Origin of the sequence: Streptomyces sp. NPDC127117 (genome assembly GCF_042677325.1) — a bacterium.
GTDB lineage: Bacteria > Actinomycetota > Actinomycetes > Streptomycetales > Streptomycetaceae > Streptomyces.
This window is the reverse complement of the sequence record NZ_JBHXTM010000016.1, coordinates 124,817-144,530: the sequence shown is the minus strand read 5'-3', so window position 1 is coordinate 144,530 and position 19,714 is coordinate 124,817. Positions and strand designations below refer to the sequence as shown.

The 19,714-nt window shown below is 68.2% G+C and carries 19 protein-coding genes and 6 pseudogenes; 8 read left to right on the top strand and 17 right to left on the bottom strand.

Going from position 1 to position 19,714, the window contains the following annotated elements; all coding sequences use genetic code 11:
* Positions 1–83: 83 nt before the first annotated feature.
* The 5 genes from ACFVH0_RS16840 to ACFVH0_RS16820 all read right to left on the bottom strand — a co-directional run bounded on the left by ACFVH0_RS16840 (position 84) and on the right by ACFVH0_RS16820 (position 2,759).
* Positions 84–1,178 (bottom strand): glycosyltransferase, encoded by a 1,095-nt coding sequence (locus ACFVH0_RS16840; protein ID WP_385820814.1) that lies wholly within the window; start codon positions 1,176–1,178, stop codon positions 84–86.
* Between the two features lie 334 nt (positions 1,179–1,512).
* The gene (locus tag ACFVH0_RS16835; RefSeq protein WP_385820812.1) at positions 1,513–1,806 is read right to left on the bottom strand and encodes a hypothetical protein; all 294 of its coding nucleotides are present in this window, start codon (positions 1,804–1,806) and stop codon (positions 1,513–1,515) included.
* Complete coding sequence (locus ACFVH0_RS16830; protein ID WP_385820810.1) at positions 1,803–2,096, bottom strand: DUF6247 family protein; 294 nt, start codon at positions 2,094–2,096, stop codon at positions 1,803–1,805. The genes ACFVH0_RS16835 and ACFVH0_RS16830 overlap by 4 nt, the downstream gene beginning before the upstream one ends.
* A 23-nt stretch (positions 2,097–2,119) precedes the next feature.
* Positions 2,120–2,413: a hypothetical protein gene (locus ACFVH0_RS16825; RefSeq protein ID WP_385820808.1), complete on the bottom strand. Its 294-nt coding sequence runs from the start codon at positions 2,411–2,413 to the stop codon at positions 2,120–2,122.
* 25 nt (positions 2,414–2,438) lie between these two features.
* Entirely contained in the window at positions 2,439–2,759 is a 321-nt protein-coding gene (locus ACFVH0_RS16820; protein ID WP_385820806.1) for a hypothetical protein, read from the bottom strand.
* Positions 2,760–2,876: 117 nt separating this feature from the next.
* Here ACFVH0_RS16820 and ACFVH0_RS16815 point away from each other — a divergent pair.
* Positions 2,877–3,057: pseudogene (locus tag ACFVH0_RS16815) on the top strand (transposase family protein); the annotation flags it as partial.
* A 484-nt stretch (positions 3,058–3,541) separates the two neighbouring features.
* On the opposite strand, the gene ACFVH0_RS16810 reads toward ACFVH0_RS16815, so the two are convergent.
* The 3 genes from ACFVH0_RS16810 to ACFVH0_RS16800 are packed head-to-tail and all read right to left on the bottom strand — an operon-like array spanning position 3,542 to position 6,625.
* Complete coding sequence (locus ACFVH0_RS16810; RefSeq protein ID WP_385820805.1) at positions 3,542–4,657, bottom strand: hypothetical protein; 1,116 nt, start codon at positions 4,655–4,657, stop codon at positions 3,542–3,544.
* Entirely contained in the window at positions 4,654–5,853 is a 1,200-nt protein-coding gene (locus ACFVH0_RS16805; protein WP_385820804.1) for a CynX/NimT family MFS transporter, read from the bottom strand. The genes ACFVH0_RS16810 and ACFVH0_RS16805 overlap by 4 nt, the downstream gene beginning before the upstream one ends.
* A 46-nt stretch (positions 5,854–5,899) precedes the next feature.
* Positions 5,900–6,625 (bottom strand): FadR/GntR family transcriptional regulator, encoded by a 726-nt coding sequence (locus ACFVH0_RS16800; RefSeq protein ID WP_385820801.1) that lies wholly within the window; start codon positions 6,623–6,625, stop codon positions 5,900–5,902.
* A gap of 889 nt (positions 6,626–7,514) precedes the next feature.
* Between ACFVH0_RS16800 and ACFVH0_RS16795 the strand changes: the two genes are divergently transcribed.
* Positions 7,515–8,234: a site-specific integrase gene (locus ACFVH0_RS16795; protein ID WP_385820799.1), complete on the top strand. Its 720-nt coding sequence runs from the start codon at positions 7,515–7,517 to the stop codon at positions 8,232–8,234.
* Here the strand turns inward: ACFVH0_RS16795 and ACFVH0_RS16790 are convergent.
* Positions 8,212–8,688, bottom strand: a complete 477-nt coding sequence (locus ACFVH0_RS16790; RefSeq protein ID WP_385820797.1) for a nuclear transport factor 2 family protein — start codon at positions 8,686–8,688, stop codon at positions 8,212–8,214. The two genes, ACFVH0_RS16795 and ACFVH0_RS16790, sit on opposite strands and share 23 nt — an antisense overlap.
* A 161-nt stretch (positions 8,689–8,849) precedes the next feature.
* On the opposite strand from ACFVH0_RS16790, the pseudogene ACFVH0_RS16785 reads away from it, so the two are divergent.
* A pseudogene (locus ACFVH0_RS16785) lies at positions 8,850–9,212 on the top strand (ATP-dependent DNA ligase); the annotation flags it as partial.
* A gap of 74 nt (positions 9,213–9,286) precedes the next feature.
* A pseudogene (locus tag ACFVH0_RS16780) lies at positions 9,287–9,480 on the top strand (IMP dehydrogenase); the annotation flags it as partial.
* Between the two features lie 58 nt (positions 9,481–9,538).
* Here ACFVH0_RS16780 and ACFVH0_RS16775 read toward each other — a convergent pair.
* The 5 genes and pseudogenes from ACFVH0_RS16775 to ACFVH0_RS16755 form a co-directional block, all read right to left on the bottom strand.
* Complete coding sequence (locus tag ACFVH0_RS16775) at positions 9,539–10,171, bottom strand: DUF2461 family protein (RefSeq protein ID WP_385820795.1); 633 nt, start codon at positions 10,169–10,171, stop codon at positions 9,539–9,541.
* A 227-nt stretch (positions 10,172–10,398) separates the two neighbouring features.
* Positions 10,399–10,950, bottom strand: a pseudogene (locus ACFVH0_RS16770) (transcriptional regulator); the annotation flags it as partial.
* A gap of 297 nt (positions 10,951–11,247) precedes the next feature.
* Positions 11,248–11,946, bottom strand: a complete 699-nt coding sequence (locus ACFVH0_RS16765) for a DUF1326 domain-containing protein (RefSeq protein WP_385820793.1) — start codon at positions 11,944–11,946, stop codon at positions 11,248–11,250.
* Positions 11,947–12,122: 176 nt separating this feature from the next.
* Complete coding sequence (locus ACFVH0_RS16760) at positions 12,123–12,359, bottom strand: hypothetical protein (protein WP_385820791.1); 237 nt, start codon at positions 12,357–12,359, stop codon at positions 12,123–12,125.
* A gap of 254 nt (positions 12,360–12,613) precedes the next feature.
* Complete coding sequence (locus ACFVH0_RS16755) at positions 12,614–13,519, bottom strand: AraC family transcriptional regulator N-terminal domain-containing protein (protein WP_385820789.1); 906 nt, start codon at positions 13,517–13,519, stop codon at positions 12,614–12,616.
* Between the two features lie 144 nt (positions 13,520–13,663).
* Here ACFVH0_RS16755 and ACFVH0_RS16750 point away from each other — a divergent pair, with 144 nt between their 5' ends.
* The 3 genes from ACFVH0_RS16750 to ACFVH0_RS16740 all read left to right on the top strand — a co-directional run bounded on the left by ACFVH0_RS16750 (position 13,664) and on the right by ACFVH0_RS16740 (position 15,861).
* On the top strand, positions 13,664–13,981 hold the full coding sequence (locus tag ACFVH0_RS16750; RefSeq protein ID WP_385820787.1) for a putative quinol monooxygenase: 318 nt from the start codon (positions 13,664–13,666) through the stop codon (positions 13,979–13,981).
* Between the two features lie 100 nt (positions 13,982–14,081).
* Positions 14,082–15,050, top strand: a complete 969-nt coding sequence (locus ACFVH0_RS16745; protein ID WP_385820785.1) for an alpha/beta hydrolase — start codon at positions 14,082–14,084, stop codon at positions 15,048–15,050.
* A gap of 52 nt (positions 15,051–15,102) precedes the next feature.
* On the top strand, positions 15,103–15,861 hold the full coding sequence (locus tag ACFVH0_RS16740; protein WP_385820783.1) for an SDR family NAD(P)-dependent oxidoreductase: 759 nt from the start codon (positions 15,103–15,105) through the stop codon (positions 15,859–15,861).
* 203 nt (positions 15,862–16,064) lie between these two features.
* Here the strand turns inward: ACFVH0_RS16740 and ACFVH0_RS16735 are convergent.
* The 3 genes and pseudogenes from ACFVH0_RS16735 to ACFVH0_RS16725 all read right to left on the bottom strand — a co-directional run bounded on the left by ACFVH0_RS16735 (position 16,065) and on the right by ACFVH0_RS16725 (position 18,794).
* A pseudogene (locus ACFVH0_RS16735) lies at positions 16,065–17,053 on the bottom strand (1-deoxy-D-xylulose-5-phosphate synthase N-terminal domain-containing protein).
* A gap of 465 nt (positions 17,054–17,518) precedes the next feature.
* The gene (locus ACFVH0_RS16730) at positions 17,519–18,481 is read right to left on the bottom strand and encodes an alpha/beta fold hydrolase (protein WP_385820781.1); all 963 of its coding nucleotides are present in this window, start codon (positions 18,479–18,481) and stop codon (positions 17,519–17,521) included.
* Between the two features lie 169 nt (positions 18,482–18,650).
* On the bottom strand, positions 18,651–18,794 hold the full coding sequence (locus tag ACFVH0_RS16725; protein ID WP_385820779.1) for a hypothetical protein: 144 nt from the start codon (positions 18,792–18,794) through the stop codon (positions 18,651–18,653).
* Positions 18,795–19,063: 269 nt separating this feature from the next.
* On the opposite strand from ACFVH0_RS16725, the pseudogene ACFVH0_RS16720 reads away from it, so the two are divergent.
* Positions 19,064–19,525, top strand: a pseudogene (locus ACFVH0_RS16720) (IS5 family transposase); the annotation flags it as partial.
* Positions 19,526–19,714 lie beyond the last annotated feature (189 nt).

Genomic DNA, 19,714 nt, shown 5'->3' with positions numbered 1-19,714 from the left:
CACCGATTCCCTGTCGACGACGACATCCACGCCACCAAGGTTTCTCGGGTGGCGTCCGAACATGTGCGTAGACCGTTGGACCACTATCGGATGGCCCCGTCGGAACGGTCAAGCAGCGTCTTTCCGGAGCATTGGGAAGCAGCCGGTGGTTCCACCCGGGCGTACGCCTCCGGCGGCACCGGGAAGCGCCTCACCAACTTCTCCATCCAGGCGGCCGGATGGGTGGCCAACGCCGCACCACCGGGGAGGGCACGCGCTTTGCGGATGCCCTCGATCTGTGCCTCGACGGCGGCCTGGGTGGTGTACCGGTCGGCGACCCACTGACGGCCCGCCTGCCGCACCTCGTCCTGGTCGGGCAGGTCGAGCAGCTCAAGGGCCTTGTCCGCCAACCGATCCGTTTCGAGCTCCGGAATCCGCCACGCGGACGGCGATTCGAACAGTTCCGCTCCGCCGCCACCGGCGTAACCGGTCACCAGGCAGCCGCTGGCCATGGCCTCGGCCGGCGGCAATCCGAAGCCTTCGCCCTCGGGCGCTCCCAACGCGATGAACACCGACGTGTCGGACAGGACACGAGCGACCTCCTCGTGGGGAACCGCGTGGATGTCGTACAGTTCGACGCCCTTGGACCGCGGGTCGGCGTGGAACAGACGGCGGAGCAGCGTGCTTTCGATCGGGCGCTTGCGGGACATCCACGCGATGCGCCGAACCCGCTCGGTCGATGCCGGTCGGAACAGCTCGGTGTCAATGACGTTCGGCACCAGGTGCGGTTCGAACTCAGGCAGGGCGCGGCGGAACATGTCGACGCCCGCCTTCGAGATCGTCCACAGAGCCGGCCGGACCGACCAGCCCGGATACGGGCCGGGGTCGGGGCAGGTCAGGAAGTTGACGTAGTGCCCCTGCGAGTAGATGACCTTGTGACCGCCGGGTGCCGGGTCGTGGTCCGGGACCACGCTGACCTCGTGCAGCACGAGCACGTCCTCGGGCCCGAGGTCCAAGGTCATGCCGGACAGCGTCGGCACGTCGTCGTCGAACCACGTGTAGCGGAATCCCGGCGTGGGCGTCCAGCGGAACGCCTCGACGCCGACGGCCCGCAGCAGCGAGACCTGTTGGTTCAGCACGCGAATGCCGCCCAGCGGGAACTGGAACTCGAACGACGCGTAGATCACTCGGCCGGTCATCGTGCCTCCCTGAGAAACTACGATCGGTGAGACCGGACCACGGGGGTTACAGGCGTGGGGGTTGGGCCAGGGAGGTGGCGTCGCCTTCCTGGGGCCGTGGAGCAACGTCCGTACTCAGAAGCTGGGCCTTGCCCGTACTCATACGCTCAGGGTGGCAGCAATGTCCTCCTGTGTCACCGGCCCGACGCGGTCGAGGGACGTCACCCGGCTACCGGGCGTTCTCCAGGCTGCCGGCCGCGCCAAGGAGTGGGACGCAATCACCGGCCGGTCGAGTACAACTGTTCCCTGCCGTCTCCCTGATGGACAAGCGCCGCCGCGGGTTTCGGCCGAAACCCTACGGTCTCCCACCTGGCGGGCCGGTGCCGCTCCCGGGGCTGCCGGGCACGTGAGTCCGGTCCACACGGACGGAGGACAGAGGGGCTGCACGCGGGCACCGAACCCCGTCGCGGCCAGGACCGTGGACGGGCGCCGACGACAGGACGTCGGCGTTCCAGTGGCGGGAGCCCCACGAGTCGGTGGCGGCGGCGTCCAGGACGTCCCACACGGTGTCTTCGGCGTGCTCGGGCAGGGTGTCGAGGACCTTCGCGGCCGGGGCGGAGAAGAGGACCGCGTACGGCTGTCCCGTCACCGGCACCTTTTCCGCAGCTCCGCCATGTCGATGAACTCGCTGTCGTCGTAGCCGGAGGCGACGAACGCGTCGATGGCCGGGGCGTGGGCGAGGCGGCCCTGCCAGTCCTGGACGACTTCGTACAGCCCGGCGAGGGAGAACGTGCGGCGGGACTCCTCCAGGGCGGTCGCCCACTCCTGCTCGAAGGCCGGCACCCAGGTGTCGGCGCGCAGCTGGTCGAGGAGTTCGGCCGGAGCTCGCGGGGCGGGGGTGTACGGGATGAGGGGTGCGTGGTCGGGCAGCGCGCTCATCGGCTGTTCCTCCCGGCGGGTCGTCACCTCACAGTACGCGCGCCGGGCTGCCGTGGATGCGGGCATGCGGTGATCCCCTTGCACCGGGTGGGCAGGGAGCGGGCGACGGCCTGGGCGTGCTTGCGCAGCGGGTGGTCCTGCTTGTCCCAGGCGACGGCCGCATGGTTGAGGAGTTCGGCCGTGGCGCGCTCCAGGTCGCTCGGGTCGCTGGTCAGCAGCCGGTCGGTGGCGAAGGCGACGTCGGCGGCTGGGGTAGAGGCCTCCTGGTCGTGCTCGGGACCATTCCGGCCGATGGCGAGGACCAGGAGGTGACGCACGCAGTGCGGGCGTCGCTTCAATCGGTCACAGACCGGTGACGTCCCGCGCCCTTTTGAGTACGGAGTCGAGCGCGTCCACTGCGGCGCCGTGCCGCCTCGCGCGCTCCGCCCGGTCCGCCGGTACCAGCCGCGCGGCAGCCTGCACGGCATAGGCGTCCGGGTCGCCGAAAGCAGCCTGCGGATGCTCTCCCGCATCCGCGCAGTGTGTCGTGACTTCCTTGACCGCCTGGAGCACCACTGCCCGGTCCACGCCGGGCTGCATGGCCAGCCGTACCTGGAAACGAGCCATCCACTTTTCGCGGTCCTTCTCCCTCGCCGCGTCCGTTGTCCGGTCCTTCTTCGCCACGTGCTCTCCCGGGTAATCGGCAGCCGTCCGTCAAGGGGAGGACGCCTGGGTATCCAGATGGGTTGCACCGGCAAGAAGCGGATGAGTCCCAGGTGACTACTGATCTTTTCAGAATGACAAAGCGGTACGTGCTGGCGTTGTCTGAGCGCAAGCCGTCAGGCCCTGGCACATCTGCGGTGCCGGCCACACCTACGCACAGCTCGCCGTCGGGTTCGGCATCGGCACCACCACCGCGTATCGGTACGTGGCCGAGGCGGTCGAGTTGCCGGCCCCCCTGACCAGCAGTCAGGCACGGGCACCCTCAGCGCATGGCTCTATCGAGCAGCAGTGGTTCAGGCGCAACTTCTGTGACAACGGCCTGTCGATCGCTGTGTCGGCTCGGTATGCGCACGGAAATAGCAGGTCAGCGGGGTGACTCGCGCGAGCACGAGCAGAGGTGGTGTGGCATCACAGAAGTTGTGCCAGAACCCGCAGCAGTGAAGGCGCCTCTCGATGGGTTGGGGAGGCGCCTTCGGTGTCCCGATCCTGGTATCGATGAGTACGGGAGGCAGTGCCCCGCGGAGACCTCCCCGTCGGCAACGGAGCCGGTCGCGACATTCGGGGCCGCTGGAGTGCGTGCGCCCCTCCCGAGCCGCCCGAGAAACGCTGCTCCTCGTCATCAACAGAGCCAGGGTGGGCTATTGAAGCACCTGCGTGCTTCCACTGTCCGGGCCGCTCCGTGGCCCGGACAGTTCGGCCTCGGTAGCCATGCACAATGTCTTGGGGCTACCGCAGGGGGTCAGTCAATGCCGTGTGTATCTGGCAGGTAGCACCATTCGGGGATTGGAATCGAGGAGCACATCGGCAGGACCGAACCGTGCGGCCAGTTCGCGGATTTCTGGATCTTCGAGAAGGTTGAGGCGGCCGTCTTCAATAAAGGGCGTGCCGTCAATGGTGATGGTCGGCTTGTCGAACTGGCAGTCGCAGTGGGCGTGTCCTGGCCCGCTACGGTCAGGCTCCCCTTCCTCGGTCAGGGCGTCCAGGCCAAGGTAGAACGCACCGGCGTGCTTCTCCCGTTCGAACTGGGTGCCACCGCTTGAGCGCACTTTCGGGTTGAGTCCGATCAGGGCGTGCCGCAGGTAGTAGCCCCTTGGTGAATAGTGACGTAGCTCGGTGGCGGCACTCGCGCCCTCGATCGCTGTTACCACGTTGTTGGTGAGTTCGATCGTGGTGGGCTCGGCCGGTGTGCCGGTGACCGTGGACTCCTCGATGACCAGCAGCCCGTCGGTGCGGTTGGGGTAGAAGTTGACGCCACCGTAAGGGAAGGGCCGCCACATTCCAGCGATGAGAGGAGCGTGATGGCCACTGGTGGCGAAGTCACGGAAGGTCACATCGGTGCCTGCAGCGGTGGTTACCCGGATCTCGCCGGCTGCGGCGAGTTGTGCGGTCGCCTTGGCTTCCAAGGCGAAATACAGCTCCAGCGGGAAGCGGGCACCGGTGGCCAGAGCCGATGCGGTCGCGGTCTGGTGCAGTGAGAGGAACCGGGCCTTGCGCTTGGCAACCTCGTCGAAGAACAAGCGGTCGCTGTGCACCTCACCCCACCATGTGCAGGAGAGCACCACATCAGCCTCGGCGTGGATGGCCGACAGCATTGGTGATGGCCGCTCGGAGTCCCAGCCACCCGCGCTGAACGGGGGAACGGCCAGAACGTGCACCTCGGCGTTGCGATAGGCGGCTGCTGCCGCCAGTGCCTGCACCACCACAGGGTCCACCGAGTTCTCCGTCAGGATCAGCACCTGCTCGCCGGCGGCAACGGCGGTGTACTCCATGACGTTATAGGCGCCGGGCATGAGTTCGGTGATGGACAGCGGTGCTGCCGTGGGAGTGTCCAAGTAACTGAAGCAGGTCGTTCCGTTCATGCGGATCGAGTCCTTTCCGGTGCCAGCTGGGCGGTCGTTGATTGCGGGAGGCGGACGTCGCGACCGGCTCCAAGGCCGAAGAGGCCCTGAACGAGGGTCAGCGCGACAAGAAGGCCGAGCGGGACAGTCCACCCACCGGCGAGGTCGTGGGCTGAGCCGAACAGCAGGGGCCCAACGGCGGCCAGGAGGTAGCCGACGCTTTGCGCCATGCCGGACAACGCGGCGGCCTGGGACGCGTCGGCCGCACGCTGGCCTTGGAACGTCAGCGCCAACACCAGGCAGGCGCCGCCGCCAAGGCCGATCAGCACACTCCACGCGGTCGCCATCTCGGGGGCCAGGAGCAGCCCCAGATATCCGGTGGCGCACATCAATGAACCGCTGACGGCCAGCAGCCGTTGGTCAGTGAGTTGTCGGGCGAGTATCGGCACAGTGCTGCTGGAGACCAAACCGGCCACCTGGAGCAGGAACAGCTGCCAGCCGGCGGCGCCTTCGGAGGCTCCGTGGTCGTGCACGATGCTGGGCAACCACGCGATCGTGGTGTAAAAACCGAGGGACTGCAGTCCCATGAACGCACTGACCTGCCAGGCCAGTGGGTAACGCCACAGGGTATGCGCCTGCCCCGCTCCGGGGGCGGTGGATGTTACGGGCCGGCGACGGGCCAGTTGCGGTGCCCAGGCCAGGACCCCGAGTAGCGCCAGCACCGCCCAGCAGCCCAACGCGGCATGCCATCCTCCGGGAAGGTGGTCAGCCAGGGGCACGGACACCCCGGAGGAGACCGCGGCTATCAACCCCATGACAGTGACGTAGAGCCCGGTGACTGCGGCGATCCGCCGTTCGGGAACAGTGCTCTTGACCAGCGAGGGCAGCAGCACGTTGCCGTAGGCGATCGCTGCTGCCATGACCACGGTGCCGGCGAACAAGGTCACCACGCCTGGTAGCGAGCGCAGCACAATGCCGACCGTCAGCACCAGCAAAGCGATCCACAGGACACGCTCGGTTCCGTGGCGCTGCGCACTCCTGCCCACCAGCGGCGACGTCACCGCGAAAGCCAGTAGTGGCAAAGCGTTGAGCAGTCCTGCCGCGGTGCTGGACAAGCCGGTGTCGTGTTCGATCATCGGCAGCACCGAGCCGACACCTGTCAGCGGCGCCCGCAGATTCGCCGCAACAAGCAAGATCCCGACCAGGAGCAACCCCACGCGAGGCGCTCCGCCCTGGTGACCGTCGGATTCGGCCCCGGGAGCGTCAGCGCCTTTCGGAACAGTCACGCTCATGCACCCCCTCTTGCCCCAGCGCGGCGCGACGGCTGATCCGCACGAGCGCGGAGGCGGCGGAGCGAGCAGTCACCGCATCTCCCGCCGCAATGGCCTCTACGAGGGCGGTGTGCCAGTGGTCGTGTTCGGCGGCGATTTCCCTGCCCCAGGTCAGCCCGGCGACCGCTGCGGCCAGCGCGCTCCCCAAGTGCTTGTAGACCTCGGCGAGCAACCCGTTCCCGCCGGCTTCCACCACCGCCAGGTGGAATGAGCCATCGACGTCGGCCAACGCGCTCATCTCACCGGCGCAGTTGGTCTCCTGCGCCTTGTGCAGCAGCTCCCGCAATCGCTTCACGTCTGCGCTCGTCCGACGCTGCGCGGCCAGCCCCGCAGCATGCTCCTCCAATACCGCGCGCAGCTCGAAGACATCGGACAGGTGTGCCGTTGCCGCCCTGCGCACCAGCACTGCCTCCAACTCGCTGGCGACCCGGACGTAGGTGCCGTCTCCGGCGCGGGCTTCCAGCAGGCCCAGATGCACCAAAGCACGCAAGGCCTCTCGCACGGTGTTGCGACTGATTCCGAGAATCGCGACCAACTCGTGTTCGGAAGGTACGCGACTACCGACCGGCCAGCGGCCGGAGGCGATCTGCTCCCGTAGTTGATCAGCGGCCTGAGCGGACAGGGTCGCGGCACGGCGCGGCTCTCTCAACCCCTCCATACAAACCTCCAAATGTTGGACAGCTGCAGATAAACACATGACACCTCCAAGGTGACAAGGTGACCTATGTCACATCACGCGATGCGTGGTCGACGTACACCTCTCGGTGCCCGGCCGGCCACACGGGAACGAGCCCACGCGGCCGGGGGTGGCGGCTTCGGGAAGCTTCGCAGCAGACCGTGCCCCGTCGCCGCGGCGTGAGCCCTGTGACGACCGACGTAGCGGCGGACATCGACCCCCACCTTCGTGACGGGCTGTGAGCTTGACCCTGTCGGGGATCTTGGACGGGGTCAGGTGCCGGGGGTGCGCCAGGACTTGGGCCGGGGTGTCCCGTGCTGGTCCAGGAAGGTCTGCAAGGCCGTCGGCGGTCTCGGTGAAGAGGTATCGTCGGTCACCGACCGGCTGAGTCGCTCGATGTCCACGGCGATGGCTGTGGGTACGTGTTGCAGGTGGGTTTCGGCTGTCCTCGGTAGCGGCACCGGCGCATGCCGTGTCCGTGGGCGGACTCGTTTATGGTGCCCTCGACCCCGGAGCGGACCGCGTAACGGGCCTTCCAGCGTGGCGGAAAGCCCACGGTTCGGGCGCTGCCGACGGCGGTGGGCGGTGGTGCAGTGGGCGCGAGCCGGACAAGGACGGCACTGGCTCTTGGTGAACCGGGCCACGAGCAGCGGGGCCGCGGCGGGCGAGGACGTCGGGTAGGTGCCGTGCCGGCCCGCGCTGACCTGGCCCTGGGGGCAGGTGACCTGTCGGTGGTCGAAGTCAAGGTGGAAGTCGTCCCGGTCGAAGTCTTCGTTCTTGCGGTGCAGCACATTCATCCGCGATCTGCGGCGCTGGGACGACCACGAGATGCTCATGGGCGAACCCCTGCCATTTCCTGTTCCAGCGCTCGATGAACCATGCCGGCGGCTGCATCGGCGCAGGCGTCGTGAACAGACTGCTCAAGAAGGCGTGCAGGCAGATCGAAGGGGACGACCACCGCTTCCACGGAATTCACTTCACGGCCCACGGCTTCCGCAGACTGTTCGCAACCGATCTCGTCAACAGCGCAGTGCCCATCCACATCGATGCCGCGTTGCTGGGGCACCTCAACGTCCAGACCACGCGCGGCTCCATGGCCGTCTTCGAGGAAGACGTCGTGCGGCACTACCAGCAGTTCCTCGCCAACCGGCGCCAACCGCCGTCAGAATCCGAGTACCGCGATCCGACGGCCCATGAGTGGCACGCCTTCGAGGGACACTTCGGCACCAGAGAGGCTCAACTCGGCCTGTGCGGGCGCCCCTACGGAAGCCCGTGCAACCACGAGCACGCCTGCACTCGATGCCCTGTACTACAGGTGAACCCCGAGATGATCAGCAGGCTTGAGGAAATCGAGCAGGACCTCCTTGACCGGCGAGAACGTGCCGAGAGTGAGGGGTGGAAAGGAGAGATTGAGGGCATCGGCCTCACGCTCCAACTACTGCGCCAGAAGCACGCCGACGCCACCCGCTTCGCCCGCCTCACGGGCCGAGTCACGCTCGGCATGCCTGCGGTCCGCCCCGCGACCTCCCATTCGTCTCGCTGGCTTGTTGGCTCTGCGGGAGCGTGGCTTACGACTTGTCGGTTGGTTTGAGGTTCTCGGTCGGCCCGGCAAAGGCCAGAAACAGGGAACGAGAACTGAGAAGCCACAGGCCGTTCAGCTTGAGAAAAGTGTCCTCGTAGTGGCCTACTTGCGTAGGGATCTGTGGGGGCACGTAGCCATTGGTGTAGCCATCGACACGGTATGTCGTGAAGTAGGTGGTCGCCGTCGCTGTTGCCTCGGATGTGAGATTCACCAGGATGTTCGTGCATATCCGGCGCGAGAGACGGTCCGCGGGACGACCGGCGAAATAGGACCGAAGTGCGTCACGGCCCTGGATCCGGCGGTCGCCTTCAGCCCACTCCCAGACCCCGTCCTCCGCGAACAGCTCCGCCACCTCACCCGGGTCGCCGAGGTCGAGCTTGTGGACGAACTCGATGATCAGGCGCTCGCAAGCTCGCTCAGCGACGAGACGGTCCGTGGGATCAAGTGCTTCAGTGGTCGACATCCCCAATGTGTATCAGGGTGGGAAAGGGCATCACGGCACCTTTTTTGACGCCCGCCCGACCTCATCCTCACCCCCGGCCTGCCTCCATGACGATGGTCTCCGCGCAGCGGGAGTGATCCGGACGAAGCCGCCTGGCCATTCTCCGAGTGGTGCAGTTGAGGATCAAGATCCGGCACGTCCGGACCGTCGATGTGATCGTGGGCGGGTGGGTGCCTGGCCGAGGCCGGCTCACCGGCCTGCCCGGCGCCCTGCTGGCAGGAGGGGCACACGCAGGCGGCCCGCGGTATGTGGGCAGCGTCGGAACCAGGTGGAGCGAGCGACGCCGAGCGCACCGCGCTCGCCTCCGCGTCGCTGTGATCGACGAGTGCCCCTTCGAGAGGACGCCGGATGTGGCCGCAGCGCGGGGGGTACTGCCACGCCTGGTCGGCGAGGTCCGCTGCACGAGCCGGACCCGGGCAGGACTGCTGCGGCATCCCTCCTGGCACCGGCTGCGCCCCGACCTCGCCCCCGACGACATCACCTGACCCGGACGCCTCCTACTGCGGCGACTGCAGACCCGTCTGCGGATTACGAAACGCGGGAGTCGCTCTGCCGCCGGATGTTCGACCACGACATCGCGCTGCGCGGGGGCATCGCCCCGGTCCGCGCCCGCATCCCCGAACTCTTGCCGGATGTGCTCTCCGGAGCCCTCGATCCGGGGCAGATCTTCGGCCGTGCCGCCCCCTGGCCGAGGCGCCGGACGGCTATCGGATGGACAACCGGTCGGCGCTGAAGGTGCGCATCACCTTCTGAGCGCTGGGCCGGCGGCACGAGTGTGGTTCCTCCCGTGCCGCGCGGTGCCCTCGTGATGTCAGGCGGCGCGCTTCACGTGGCGGACCAGCCACATCAGCAGCGCGTCCAGGTCGGCGGCGGCCGAGAGGACCCGGTCGACTGCCTCGGGCGTGTGCAGCCACTCCTCGCAGCCGAGCGGACGGGCGGCGATCAGCGAACGATGGCGCAGCAGGTTCGTACGGGAATGGTCCGCCGGATAGCCACGCGGGGGGCGTTTCATCACGTCCCCGGAGATGTCGTAGCCCTTCTTCCGCACGTCCTCAAGGATGGCGGACAGTTCGCGGCCGCTCCCCTCGGAGGCCACGGCGTTGCGGAACGTGTCCACCTGGCCGGGATCGGGGTACCACCAGGCGCCCTGGATCCGCAGGCCGTCCAGGGAGAACCGGAGACCGATCTCGATCTTGCGGCCGAGCCGGATCACCGCGCCCTGGTGCTGCCACCACCAGGAGTCGGTGCGGTAGTGCCAGACGGAGAAGTCCTCGTACCGGGAGTCGGTGTCCGCGACCTCGTTGAGCAGGGCGATCATCGGCTGCCTGACCAGGCGTTCGCGGTCCGCGCGGTAGCGCTCGCGGGTCGCGCGGGTCGGTTCGCCCTGGAGCTGCCACAACACGTCCATGGCCTGCTCCGGCCAGCCGGTGAACTGTTCACGCATGCGCGGAGAATAGCTCACCCATGATCCGCGCGCGGAGAGTGAGACGGGCAGGGACGCGTAACCCCAGACAACGTGGGAGGTGCTGCGGCGCGGCTCGCCGGCCAAGTGGATCTGCCGTGCTCGGTGGGCGAGTTCGTTGAGGAACACAGCGAGTGCAGTTGACATGAAGCGGGCGGTGAGATTGTGCAGCCGAACTTGAGATCCCACAGGCGTACAGGGGTGCTCCAGGCGGCGAAACAGATGTTGGTGACGTGCTCGTACTGGCCCCGCTGGGATCCGAGGCCGACGCTGATGTCTTCTCAGGCGTCGTCCGGACCCTGGTGGTCGTCGGCTGCCCAGGCTTCGACGATGCGGTCCCAGCGGCGGACGTGCATCGTGCGGGTACTCCACCAGCCGTTGGAGTGGCCGCGGTACCTGCGACTGGTTGAGCGGGTGGAACTCCACCCGCGTCCCGCCGTCAGCGCTCAGGTGTCGCAGGAGATTCCGGGCGACGTTCTGGCGGCGCACCTGGCGGTGGGCGGCGGCGATGCGTTCCAGGTTGGCCTTCGATGGCCGGCGCTTGCCCTCCAGCCACGCCTGTGGCGTCAGGTCGGTCACGGCCAGGCCCGCGTCCTTGGCCGCGGCGAGGCTGTGGTCAGCCTTCGTCACGTAATGCAGGGGGCCATCAGGCCGTACTTCACGGTGCCCGGGGTGACGGTGCCGCCCGCAAGGTCGTCGAGCTGCCGCGTGACGGCGTCGCTTCCCTCGATGACCCGGGCGCCGAACTTCCCGAAGTCGATGGTCCTCTCCGGACGGCCACTTCCCCTCCGAACGCGCGGACGCTGTCTTCCTTTTCCTCACCGTCGTATCCGGTTGTACGCGCTGTCGTGCCGTCGAACTTCCTGTTGCCGGCCCATGCCGTGCTGAGGATTCCGCGGCCCTGTTGGGCAACCGGTGTCGGGCAGTATCGGATGCCCCGGGAACTGACTGCGCCATGCAGGGAGAACGTGATCAGCCAGCGAACGGAAGCTCGACGGCGGGATAGTGGCCATGTCTGCGATGGCCGCCTTCTTCACTGTTCTGCTCCCGCCCCGCGGTCAGGGACGCCAGTCGAAGGGGAAGTGCTTGCTGGATCCCCCGCGGTATTCATGGGAGAAGTCGAATCCTTCTGCGCGATCGTTCTCGACGACGCCCCACGTGGCGATCTGGCCGGGGCCGACCTCGGCGCCCGGAGCATTGATCAGCTGGACACGGCGGGAGGGGTCGGCTGTGGGGCCTGTGAGGGCGGTCGCACCTACGGAGACCTTGTCGGCGACACGTGCCCGCCAGTATGAGAGATCCTCGGCGGCGTCGAAGTGGACCGGCGCGTACCGCACCTCACGCAGTTCGCTGATGAGCGAGCCGAACTGGCCCGGCCAGCCGCCGACATGACCGGCGAATATCTGCTCCAGCGCGCCACGCTGAGCCTCGTCGCCCTTGGCGTCGATGTAGAGCATCACCTTCATCGTGGCGTCCGGGTCGCCGACCCACATATTCCCGTTGAACTCTCCCAGTGCCACCACGCCCAGGCCGTCCAGGCGCACGTCCCCGAAGTGACCTTCGTGAACCTGCCAGACGAGCGTGAAGAGGCAGTCCCCGTGGGTCGGCGTCTGGGCGAACGTGCAGGGGCAGGGCAGCGCACAGCTGCACACGTCGAACCACTCACCCCCTAAGTGCCAGTCGGGCAGCGTGCTGTTGTCCGTGTCCGCTCGGACGACAACGGGGACGCTTTGTGATGTGGCGGAAGTGGTGCACATGGTGGTTTCCCCTCAGATCGCCTGTACCCCTAGGGGGTATCCAGTGGCAGGCTAAGACTCGAAACGCCCACGCGTCAACTACCCCAGGGGGGTACCTGATTTCCCGGGGTGCCCGTAGCCGGCGGTAGCGCTTGATCCCGTACTGCCGCCGAAACCACCGACGTCCCCAACATCCCTCAACAGGTTTTGATCCACTGGGCGTCCGTCGCGTGATCGGCGAGTTCGACGCGGTTCCGGCAGGTAGCTGCGGCGAGTGTCTGGCAGGCCTGGGCGAAGTCGGTGGTGGCCGCCGGTCCTGCGTCGAATTCAAGGCTGGCCCGCTGGACGGTAAGTGCGGTGTCGCAGCGGGCGGAGTCGGCACGGCCTGTCAGGCGGCCGTCAGCGAGGAGAGGACAGACGTAGTAGCCGTACACGCGGCGGGCTCTCGACCAGGCGGGCCGAACTCGGGATCAGGGGGCCGGCCGGAGCGGGCTGCGCGGGAACTCGCGGGCGAAAAGCACTGCTTCACTCATGCTGTGACCCTCGCGGTGTGGTGGGATCCGCGGGCGGACAAGCAATTCCTGCTCCGCAGGAGAACCGGTGACCCCATTGAAACGCCCTGAACTGCGGAAACCGTAGAACGATCCTCGCTGCCCCTTGCACGTTCCTCCTCCGCGATCCAGCCGGCTCAGGGAAGGACACCTGCGGGGGTGCGCACGCTGTGACGCAAACGGGCGGCGTCCTGACTGGGGGGCGCGCCGAACTGGCGGCGGTATTCCCGGCTGAACTGTGACGGATTGTCATAGCCGACGCGGTGACCGACTCCGGTGACGTCGCCCGGGTGGGTGGCGAGCAGCAGCCGGGCCTCCTGCAGCCGGATCTGCTTCTGGAACTGGATGGGGCTCATCGCGGTCACCGCCTGGAAGTTGCGGTAGAAGGCGGAGACGCTCATGCCGGACAGCCGCGCCACGTCCTCGACCCGGAAGGGCTGCGCGTAGTGCTCGCGGATCCAGCGCACGGCCCGGGAGACGTGGCTGAGGCTGCTGTCGGCCAGGCCGAGTTGGCGAACCGTCGCACCCTGCTCGCCGCTGATCAGGCGCCACAGGATCTCGCGCTTGACCAGCGGGGCCAGCACTGCCCGGTCGCGGGGCTCGTCCAGCAGGCGCAGCAGCCGGACCACCGCGTCGAGCAACGGGGCCGAAGCGTCGCTGACGGCGATCCCCGACGGGGTGCCTCCGCCGGGGCGGGGAGTGTCTCCGGACCCGGCCCGCAGCAGCAACTCGGCGACGGCGGACGGTTCCAGCACGAGACCGAACCCCAGCGCCGGCTGCTTGGGCTCGGCCTGGGTGAACTGTCCGGTGACGGGCAGGTCGACCGACGCGACCAGGTACTGCCCTGGGCCGTACTCGTACACCCGGTCGCCCAGGGCGAGTCGTTTGGCGCCCTGGGCGATGACCGCCAGCACCGTGCCCGACATCGAGGGCGCCGGCGGATCGGACCGGTCGACCTTCGAGATGAGGACGCCGTCGATGGCGGTGGTCCAGTCGGGCCGGGCATGCCGGGCCAGCAGGGTGCGGAACTCTTCGAGGTGCATGCCTCCATTGCAGCACCATTCGACACCGTGACTCCCGTGACCGAGAGGATCGTGCAAGTACGAGCGAGCATCGTCCTAACGTTTTCGCAGGTCACGTGGGTTGAATGGAATCACCTCACTCCATCCCCGCAGAAGAGGGCATCCATGACCGCCAACTACGGCTTCAACGCCACCCTGACCGCCAAGCCCCGAATGGGCGACCGGCTGGTCGATGTGCTGATGACCGGCCTGAACGAGGGCAGCCCCGGCGCGAGCGAACACTGCGTCGTCTACCTCGTCTCCCGTTCAGCTTCCGACCCCGACACCGTCCACGTCACCGAGGGCTGGACCAGCGAGGAGGACCACCACCGGATCTTCGCCGGCGAGGCCGCCCAGGCCATCGTGGCGCAGATCGACGGACTGCTGGCCAAGGAGTCCGAGTACACCGACTACGTACCGGTCCGCGGAAAGGCCACCTTCTGACCCGCCGATCGATCCCCTGATACTTCCTGCCGCCTCGGTCGCTGCCGGGCGGCCCACTCCTCGCCCGGCCGTCCGCCACCACCCCACGAAAGGCAGCACCATGACCACGGTACGACCTGCCCTTGACCCCGAACTGCGTGAGCTGCTCGCCGACATGCCCCTCATGTCCCAGCTCGGTCCAGAAGCACTCGCGCAACTGCGCCGACTCCCGTCGACACCCATCGAGTCCCTCCTCGCCCACCGGCACGTCGACCGGCGCGAAGTCACCGTGCCCGCCAAGGACGGTGCCCCCATCCCCCTGTCGGTCTTCAGCCCCGCGAACACCGATCGCAGCACCGTCGCCCCCTGCGTCTACTGGATGCACGGCGGCGGGATGGTCATGGGCGACCGCTTCTCACAGATCGACATACCGCTGGAGTGGCTCGACGAGTTCGGCGCGGTCGTGGTCTCCGTGGACTACCGGCTCGCGCCCGAGGCCACCGGCACCGCCCTGGTCGAAGACTGCTACCAGGGACTGCTCTGGGTCGCCGAACACTCCGCCGAACTGGGCATCGACCCCGCCCGGATCGTCATCGCGGGCGCCAGCGCGGGCGGCGGCCTCGCCGCCGGCGTAGCCCTGCTGACCCGCGACCTCGGCACCCCGGCGATCGCCGCGCAGATGCTGATCTGCCCCATGCTCGACCACCGCAACACCAGCACCTCCAGCCGCCAGCACTCCGGCGTCCCCGGCGTGTGGACCGGCGAGATGAACGAGTTCGGCTGGCGCAGCGTCCTCGGTGAACTCGCCGAGGACGGGGTATCCGCGTACATCTCACCCGCGGTGGCCGACGACCTCTCGGGCCTGCCGACCACCTATGTCGACACCGGCTCCGCCGAGGTCTTCCGCGACGAGGCCACCGACTACGCCACCCGGATCTGGGCGGCCGGCGGGCAGGCCGAACTCCACGTCTGGGCGGGCGGCTTCCACGGATTCGATGCGCTCTACCCGCAGGCGCACATCTCGACCACGGCCCGCCGGACCCGCACCGACTGGCTCGCCCGAGTCCTGCCCCCGAACTCCGCCGCATGACACCGACGGCTCACACACAACACACGCACGACGGCACTACAGGAGGAACACCATGAAGGTCGCCATCGTCACGGGCGCCAGCTCTGGCATCGGACGAAGCGCCGCGATCGAGATCGCCAAGCGCGGAACCGGAGTCATCCTGACGTACGGCAACAACCCGCAAGGCGGGCTGGAGACGGCCGCCGCCATCGAGAAGGAGGGCGGCACGGCCGTCGTACTGCCGCTGGACGTAGGTGAGACCGGCACTTTCGCGGCCTTCCGCGACACGGTGACCGGTGTGCTGCGCGACACCTGGCAGCGCGACACCTTCGACCACCTGGTCAACAACGCCGGTTTCGCGCACACATCGTTGATCGAGGACACGACCGAGGAGTCGTTCGACAGGCTCATGCGGGTCCTGCTCAAGGGCCCGTACTTCCTGACGCAGAAGCTGCTGCCCCTGATGGCGGACGGCGGGGCCATCGTCAACACGAGCAGCAACGCGGCGGCGACGGCCGGCTTGGAGCCCGGTTACTCGGCCTACGGGTCGATGAAGGGCGGCCTGAACGTGCTGACCCGGTACATGGCCAAGGAATTCAGCACGCGCGGCATCCGCGTCAACGCCGTCTCGCCGGGATCGACCCGCACCCGGATCGCCGACGACGCCTTCACCCGGTTCCCCGAGGTCATCCCGGCCCTCGCCGCGAGGACCGCGCTCGGCAGGGTCGGCGAACCCGACGACATCGGCGCGATGATCGCCACACTGGTCTCCGACGCGAGCCGCTGGGTCACCGCTCAGAACATCGAGGTATCGGGCGGCTACGACCTCTAGTAGAAGATCACTGAAAATCCGGTGCAGGGCGTCCGGCTGTCGGCTGGGCGCCCGCCCTTGTGCGGTGGCCGGGGTGCGACCCGGCGGCGCTTGCAGCCCCACGCAAACCGCAGTCTTCGAATACGTGACGGGTACCAGCATCGCGCGAGGACATCCCCATCGACCAACTCCCGCTCGTCAACAGGTGACCTCACCCGTGGCGGTCAGGCAGCGCTCGCGTGAGCCGCCTCCTCGCGAAGGTCGCGACGGAGCTCTTTGGGCAGGGAGAAGGTGATGGACTCCCCGGCGGCCTCGACGAGCTCGACGTCGCCGTAGTCGCGCTCGGCCGGCCACGCCAGGGCCTCTTCAAGGGCCGCCGCTTCGTGCCCGTCGACCGGGCCGACGTACACAAACCCCAGGTCGGTGAACAGGTTCCCGCCGTCACGTTCCCCCTCACCGCTCTTCCTCAGTGTGTACAGACGACGGGCCGGCGCGCCGCGGGCGGGAGCGTAGGAGCGGCCCTTGTCGTTGAGGACGACAATCACAGACCGCTGCGGCGCCGCACCCAGGGTGTTGAGCGCCACAAATGCCATGCCGCCGGTCGGCGCCCCGTCCCCGATGGCCGCCACCACCGCCCGGTCCGGCTCACCGGCCGGCTGACGGGCCTTGGCCAGGGCGTCGGCGTATGACAGCGCGATGCAGGCGTGGGGGTTCTCCACCGGATCGTGCTCCGACTCAGCCCGAGCGGGGTATCCGGACAGACCGCCCGGCTGCCGCACGCAGTCGAATCCAGCCGCCCGTCCGGTCAGGATCTTGTGGACGTACGCCTGGTGCCCGGTGTCGAACACGATCGCATGGCGGGGCGAGTCGAAACCCGGTGCAGTGCCGGAGTCAGCTCCACCACCCCCGGATTCGACCCCGGATGGCCGCCGCCCGCGGTCACCTTCTCCGCCAGGAACTGACGGATCTCGGCTGCCGGGGCAGCCAGGCTCTCGTTCGGCAGGGACCGCACAGCCTGCAGATCCGGCAGGGCCAGCAGTCCACTCGGAGAAGGAGCCAGAGCGAGTGATGTCGTGGGCACACCTCCGCGCCGCGCAGGGCGGTGCTGGGCCGCCGTCCGTGCCCTCGACGCAGATGACGAGGAGACACCCCGAGGCGGCCGGGTCCACAGAGGAGCAGCAGAAGCAGCTGCTGGCCCTATCCGAGAACTCATCGGGGATCGTCCCGGCGTGCACCTCTCCGTGCTCCTCGACCACTTCCAGAAGCACGGGCATGGGGAAGGCTGGGAGGTGTCTGGTCCGAGGGCTCGGCTGCCGCTCCTCGGCATCCCCGTCCGCCGCTCCCGTGACGGTGGCCCGCCGGGTGGCGTACGGGGTCCACCGAGACAACCTCCCGAGCCCTTCCCCGGCCAACGCCCACTCATTGGACAAGCCTGAGCCGGCGTACGAACCGTCGGCCGCCCGGAGCGACTTGAGATAGGTGACGTGCGCATCGGCGTGGACGCCGCGTACAGCAGGCCGAGAACCGTCACGCTCGCGGAACAGTACGGATCACTCGTACGGCCTTCGGTTCAGCGCCTGCGTGTACGGTCTCGCCGACCGGCCTCCTTCACGCTCCCGTGGAACCGCGGCGCTGCTGAACAATGCACAAACGGACTGTGGGTCGGGCCTGTTCGCCGTCAGCGGCGGGCGCGTCGCAGCCGGTGGCCGAGGAGAACAGCTCCCGCACCGACGATCAGGGACGCCCCGGCGAAACCAGCGAGGACGGTCCTGGCACGTGCGTCATTCGCGGATCCGCTGGCTGCCAGTGACAGCCGGGCGGAGTCGGGAGCTGCAGCTGCCTGGAGGATGAGGTCGGCGACCGCCTCGGGGTGGGCGATCAGGGACACATGTGAAGAGTTGATCTCCACCGTGTGCGAGCCGGCCCGCTTTGCCTGGAAGCGTTCCTGATCCGGGTTGATGGTCTTGTCCTGTCGGCCTACCAGCGCCCAGGACGGTATCTGCTTCCAGGCCGCGACCTTGGCCTTCTCCGAGAAGGCGGTCGTGGCGGCAGGCCGCTGGGTGGCCCCCAGCAGATTCGCCCTGCTCTCCGGCAGGTCTGCGGCGAAGACCTGGTGGACCTTGTCGCGCTTGAGGTACAGGTCGGTCCCACTGCGACCGCTCTCCTGGAACGGGACGGTCTTGGTGGCGGTGCTCAGTTCACTGGGGAACCGTGCGGCCAGCGACATGCCGCTCTCGCCCACGTCGGGCATCAGAGCCGACACGTACACGAGCGACTTCACCTCGGGGTTTCCGGCCGCGGCCGAGCTGATCACGGCGCCGCCGTAGGAGTGGCCCACCAGCACGACGGGGCCCTTGACGCTGTTCAGTACCGAGGCGATGTACGTGGAGTCGTTGTGCAGACCGCGCAGCGGGTTGGAAGGCGCGATCACCGGGTAGCCGCTGCGCTCAAGGCGCGAGATCACCCCGTCCCAGCTGGAATTATCGGCGAACGCACCGTGCACCAGGACCACCGTGGGTTTCGCGCCGGAAGTATCGCCGTCCGCGGCGGCCGGGACTGCCGTCGTCGTGCACAGGACCAGGGCACATCCGGCCACGATGACGTGCGCGCGCGATATGCCGGAGATCGCCAATGAGGTCATGCTGTTCTCGCCTTCCTCGATGCCAACGGCACCTCAGCGTTCACGCAGGGGCGCCGCCGGGCCCGGCAGCAACCCCCAGCCAGGTGAAAGGCGCGTGCATCGGAGTGATTGGCCGGCCTCGCCCGGCGTGGCAGTGACGCGCTTCCGGGTGCGGAGCCGGGGTCGTCGGTCACCTCCGCACCCAGGAAGCGCTCGGAGCGTCGCCCGACGCGCTCGCCACCTGGTCGGCATCGGCGATCTCGTCGCCGTCCGGCAGCAGCGATGTGGCACCGATCGGTACGGCAGACACCGCGAGTGCGAGCACGGCGGCCACGCAGTGGCGCAGTCTGCGTGTATCACGTGGGTCCGGCGCGCCAGCCGGCCGTTCCCAGAGCGGCTGGACCCCGCTCAAGGCGGCGCCCGCCGTGCGAGCCGGGGAGACCGGTCCTGCGAGCCCATGGGGGCCTGTGGCGATCCGTACCTGGGTCGCGCCGCGATCGCCTGGTGCGGGACGGAGCAGTCGCTCGCAGAACCCGCTGGCCTCGATCTTTCGTGACGGTCCGTCGGTTCCTTGGATGGACGGGCGTGGATCGGCTCCTCCCGCGTCAGGGCCGCTCGGCGGGGCCCAAAAGCGGCCCCGGCCCGGTCGACCGAGCGCGGCCGGGCAGCAAGCACCACGTACTCGTCGACGGACAGGGCATCCCGTCGGCCGTGTCGCTGACCGGCGGAAACCGCAACGACGTCACCCAGCTGATGCCCTTGCTCGCGAAGATCCCACCGGTCCCGGGACTCGTGGGACGACCACGCCGACGGCCTGAAACCCTGCTCGGCGACCGCGGTTACGACCACGACAAGTACCGCCGTCAGGTCTGGGCCGCGGGCGTCAAACCAGCGATCGCCCGCCGCGGCGTCCCGCACGGCTCCGGCCTCGGCGTTCACCGCTGGGTTGTCGAGCGCACGATCGCCTGGCTCCACGGCTTCCGACGCCTACGCATCCGCTGGGAACGACGCGACGACATCCGCGAAGCCTTCCTCGGCCTCGCCACCTGCCTCATCACCCACCGGCACGTCCAACGCCTTTGTCAGGACCTCCAAGCCGGTGATCACGGGCTTGGCCTCGGATCATCCGTGTCGCGGGCCTATCAATGCCTCAAGGCTTCCGGCGCCGAGCGCCGCTCCTCACGGGGCTGGATGACTCGACGCGGGGTCATCTGGAGCATGGGAAATCGCCGGCGCCGGAAGCCTGGCCGGCCG

What these genes read in the sequence shown, in the direction of transcription:
- ACFVH0_RS16840 (WP_385820814.1), bottom strand. Translation starts at nt 1,178, where the DNA reads ATGACCGGCCGAGTGATCTACGCGTCGTTCGAGTTCCAGTTCCCGCTG.
- ACFVH0_RS16830 (WP_385820810.1), bottom strand. Translation starts at nt 2,096, where the DNA reads ATGAGCGCGCTGCCCGACCACGCACCCCTCATCCCGTACACCCCCGCC.
- ACFVH0_RS16810 (WP_385820805.1), bottom strand. Translation starts at nt 4,657, where the DNA reads ATGAACGGAACGACCTGCTTCAGTTACTTGGACACTCCCACGGCAGCA.
- ACFVH0_RS16800 (WP_385820801.1), bottom strand. Translation starts at nt 6,625, where the DNA reads ATGGAGGGGTTGAGAGAGCCGCGCCGTGCCGCGACCCTGTCCGCTCAG.
- ACFVH0_RS16795 (WP_385820799.1), top strand. Translation starts at nt 7,515, where the DNA reads ATGAACCATGCCGGCGGCTGCATCGGCGCAGGCGTCGTGAACAGACTG.
- ACFVH0_RS16790 (WP_385820797.1), bottom strand. Translation starts at nt 8,688, where the DNA reads ATGTCGACCACTGAAGCACTTGATCCCACGGACCGTCTCGTCGCTGAG.
- ACFVH0_RS16775 (WP_385820795.1), bottom strand. Translation starts at nt 10,171, where the DNA reads ATGCGTGAACAGTTCACCGGCTGGCCGGAGCAGGCCATGGACGTGTTG.
- ACFVH0_RS16765 (WP_385820793.1), bottom strand. Translation starts at nt 11,946, where the DNA reads ATGTGCACCACTTCCGCCACATCACAAAGCGTCCCCGTTGTCGTCCGA.
- ACFVH0_RS16755 (WP_385820789.1), bottom strand. Translation starts at nt 13,519, where the DNA reads ATGCACCTCGAAGAGTTCCGCACCCTGCTGGCCCGGCATGCCCGGCCC.
- ACFVH0_RS16750 (WP_385820787.1), top strand. Translation starts at nt 13,664, where the DNA reads ATGACCGCCAACTACGGCTTCAACGCCACCCTGACCGCCAAGCCCCGA.
- ACFVH0_RS16745 (WP_385820785.1), top strand. Translation starts at nt 14,082, where the DNA reads ATGACCACGGTACGACCTGCCCTTGACCCCGAACTGCGTGAGCTGCTC.
- ACFVH0_RS16740 (WP_385820783.1), top strand. Translation starts at nt 15,103, where the DNA reads ATGAAGGTCGCCATCGTCACGGGCGCCAGCTCTGGCATCGGACGAAGC.
- ACFVH0_RS16730 (WP_385820781.1), bottom strand. Translation starts at nt 18,481, where the DNA reads ATGACCTCATTGGCGATCTCCGGCATATCGCGCGCGCACGTCATCGTG.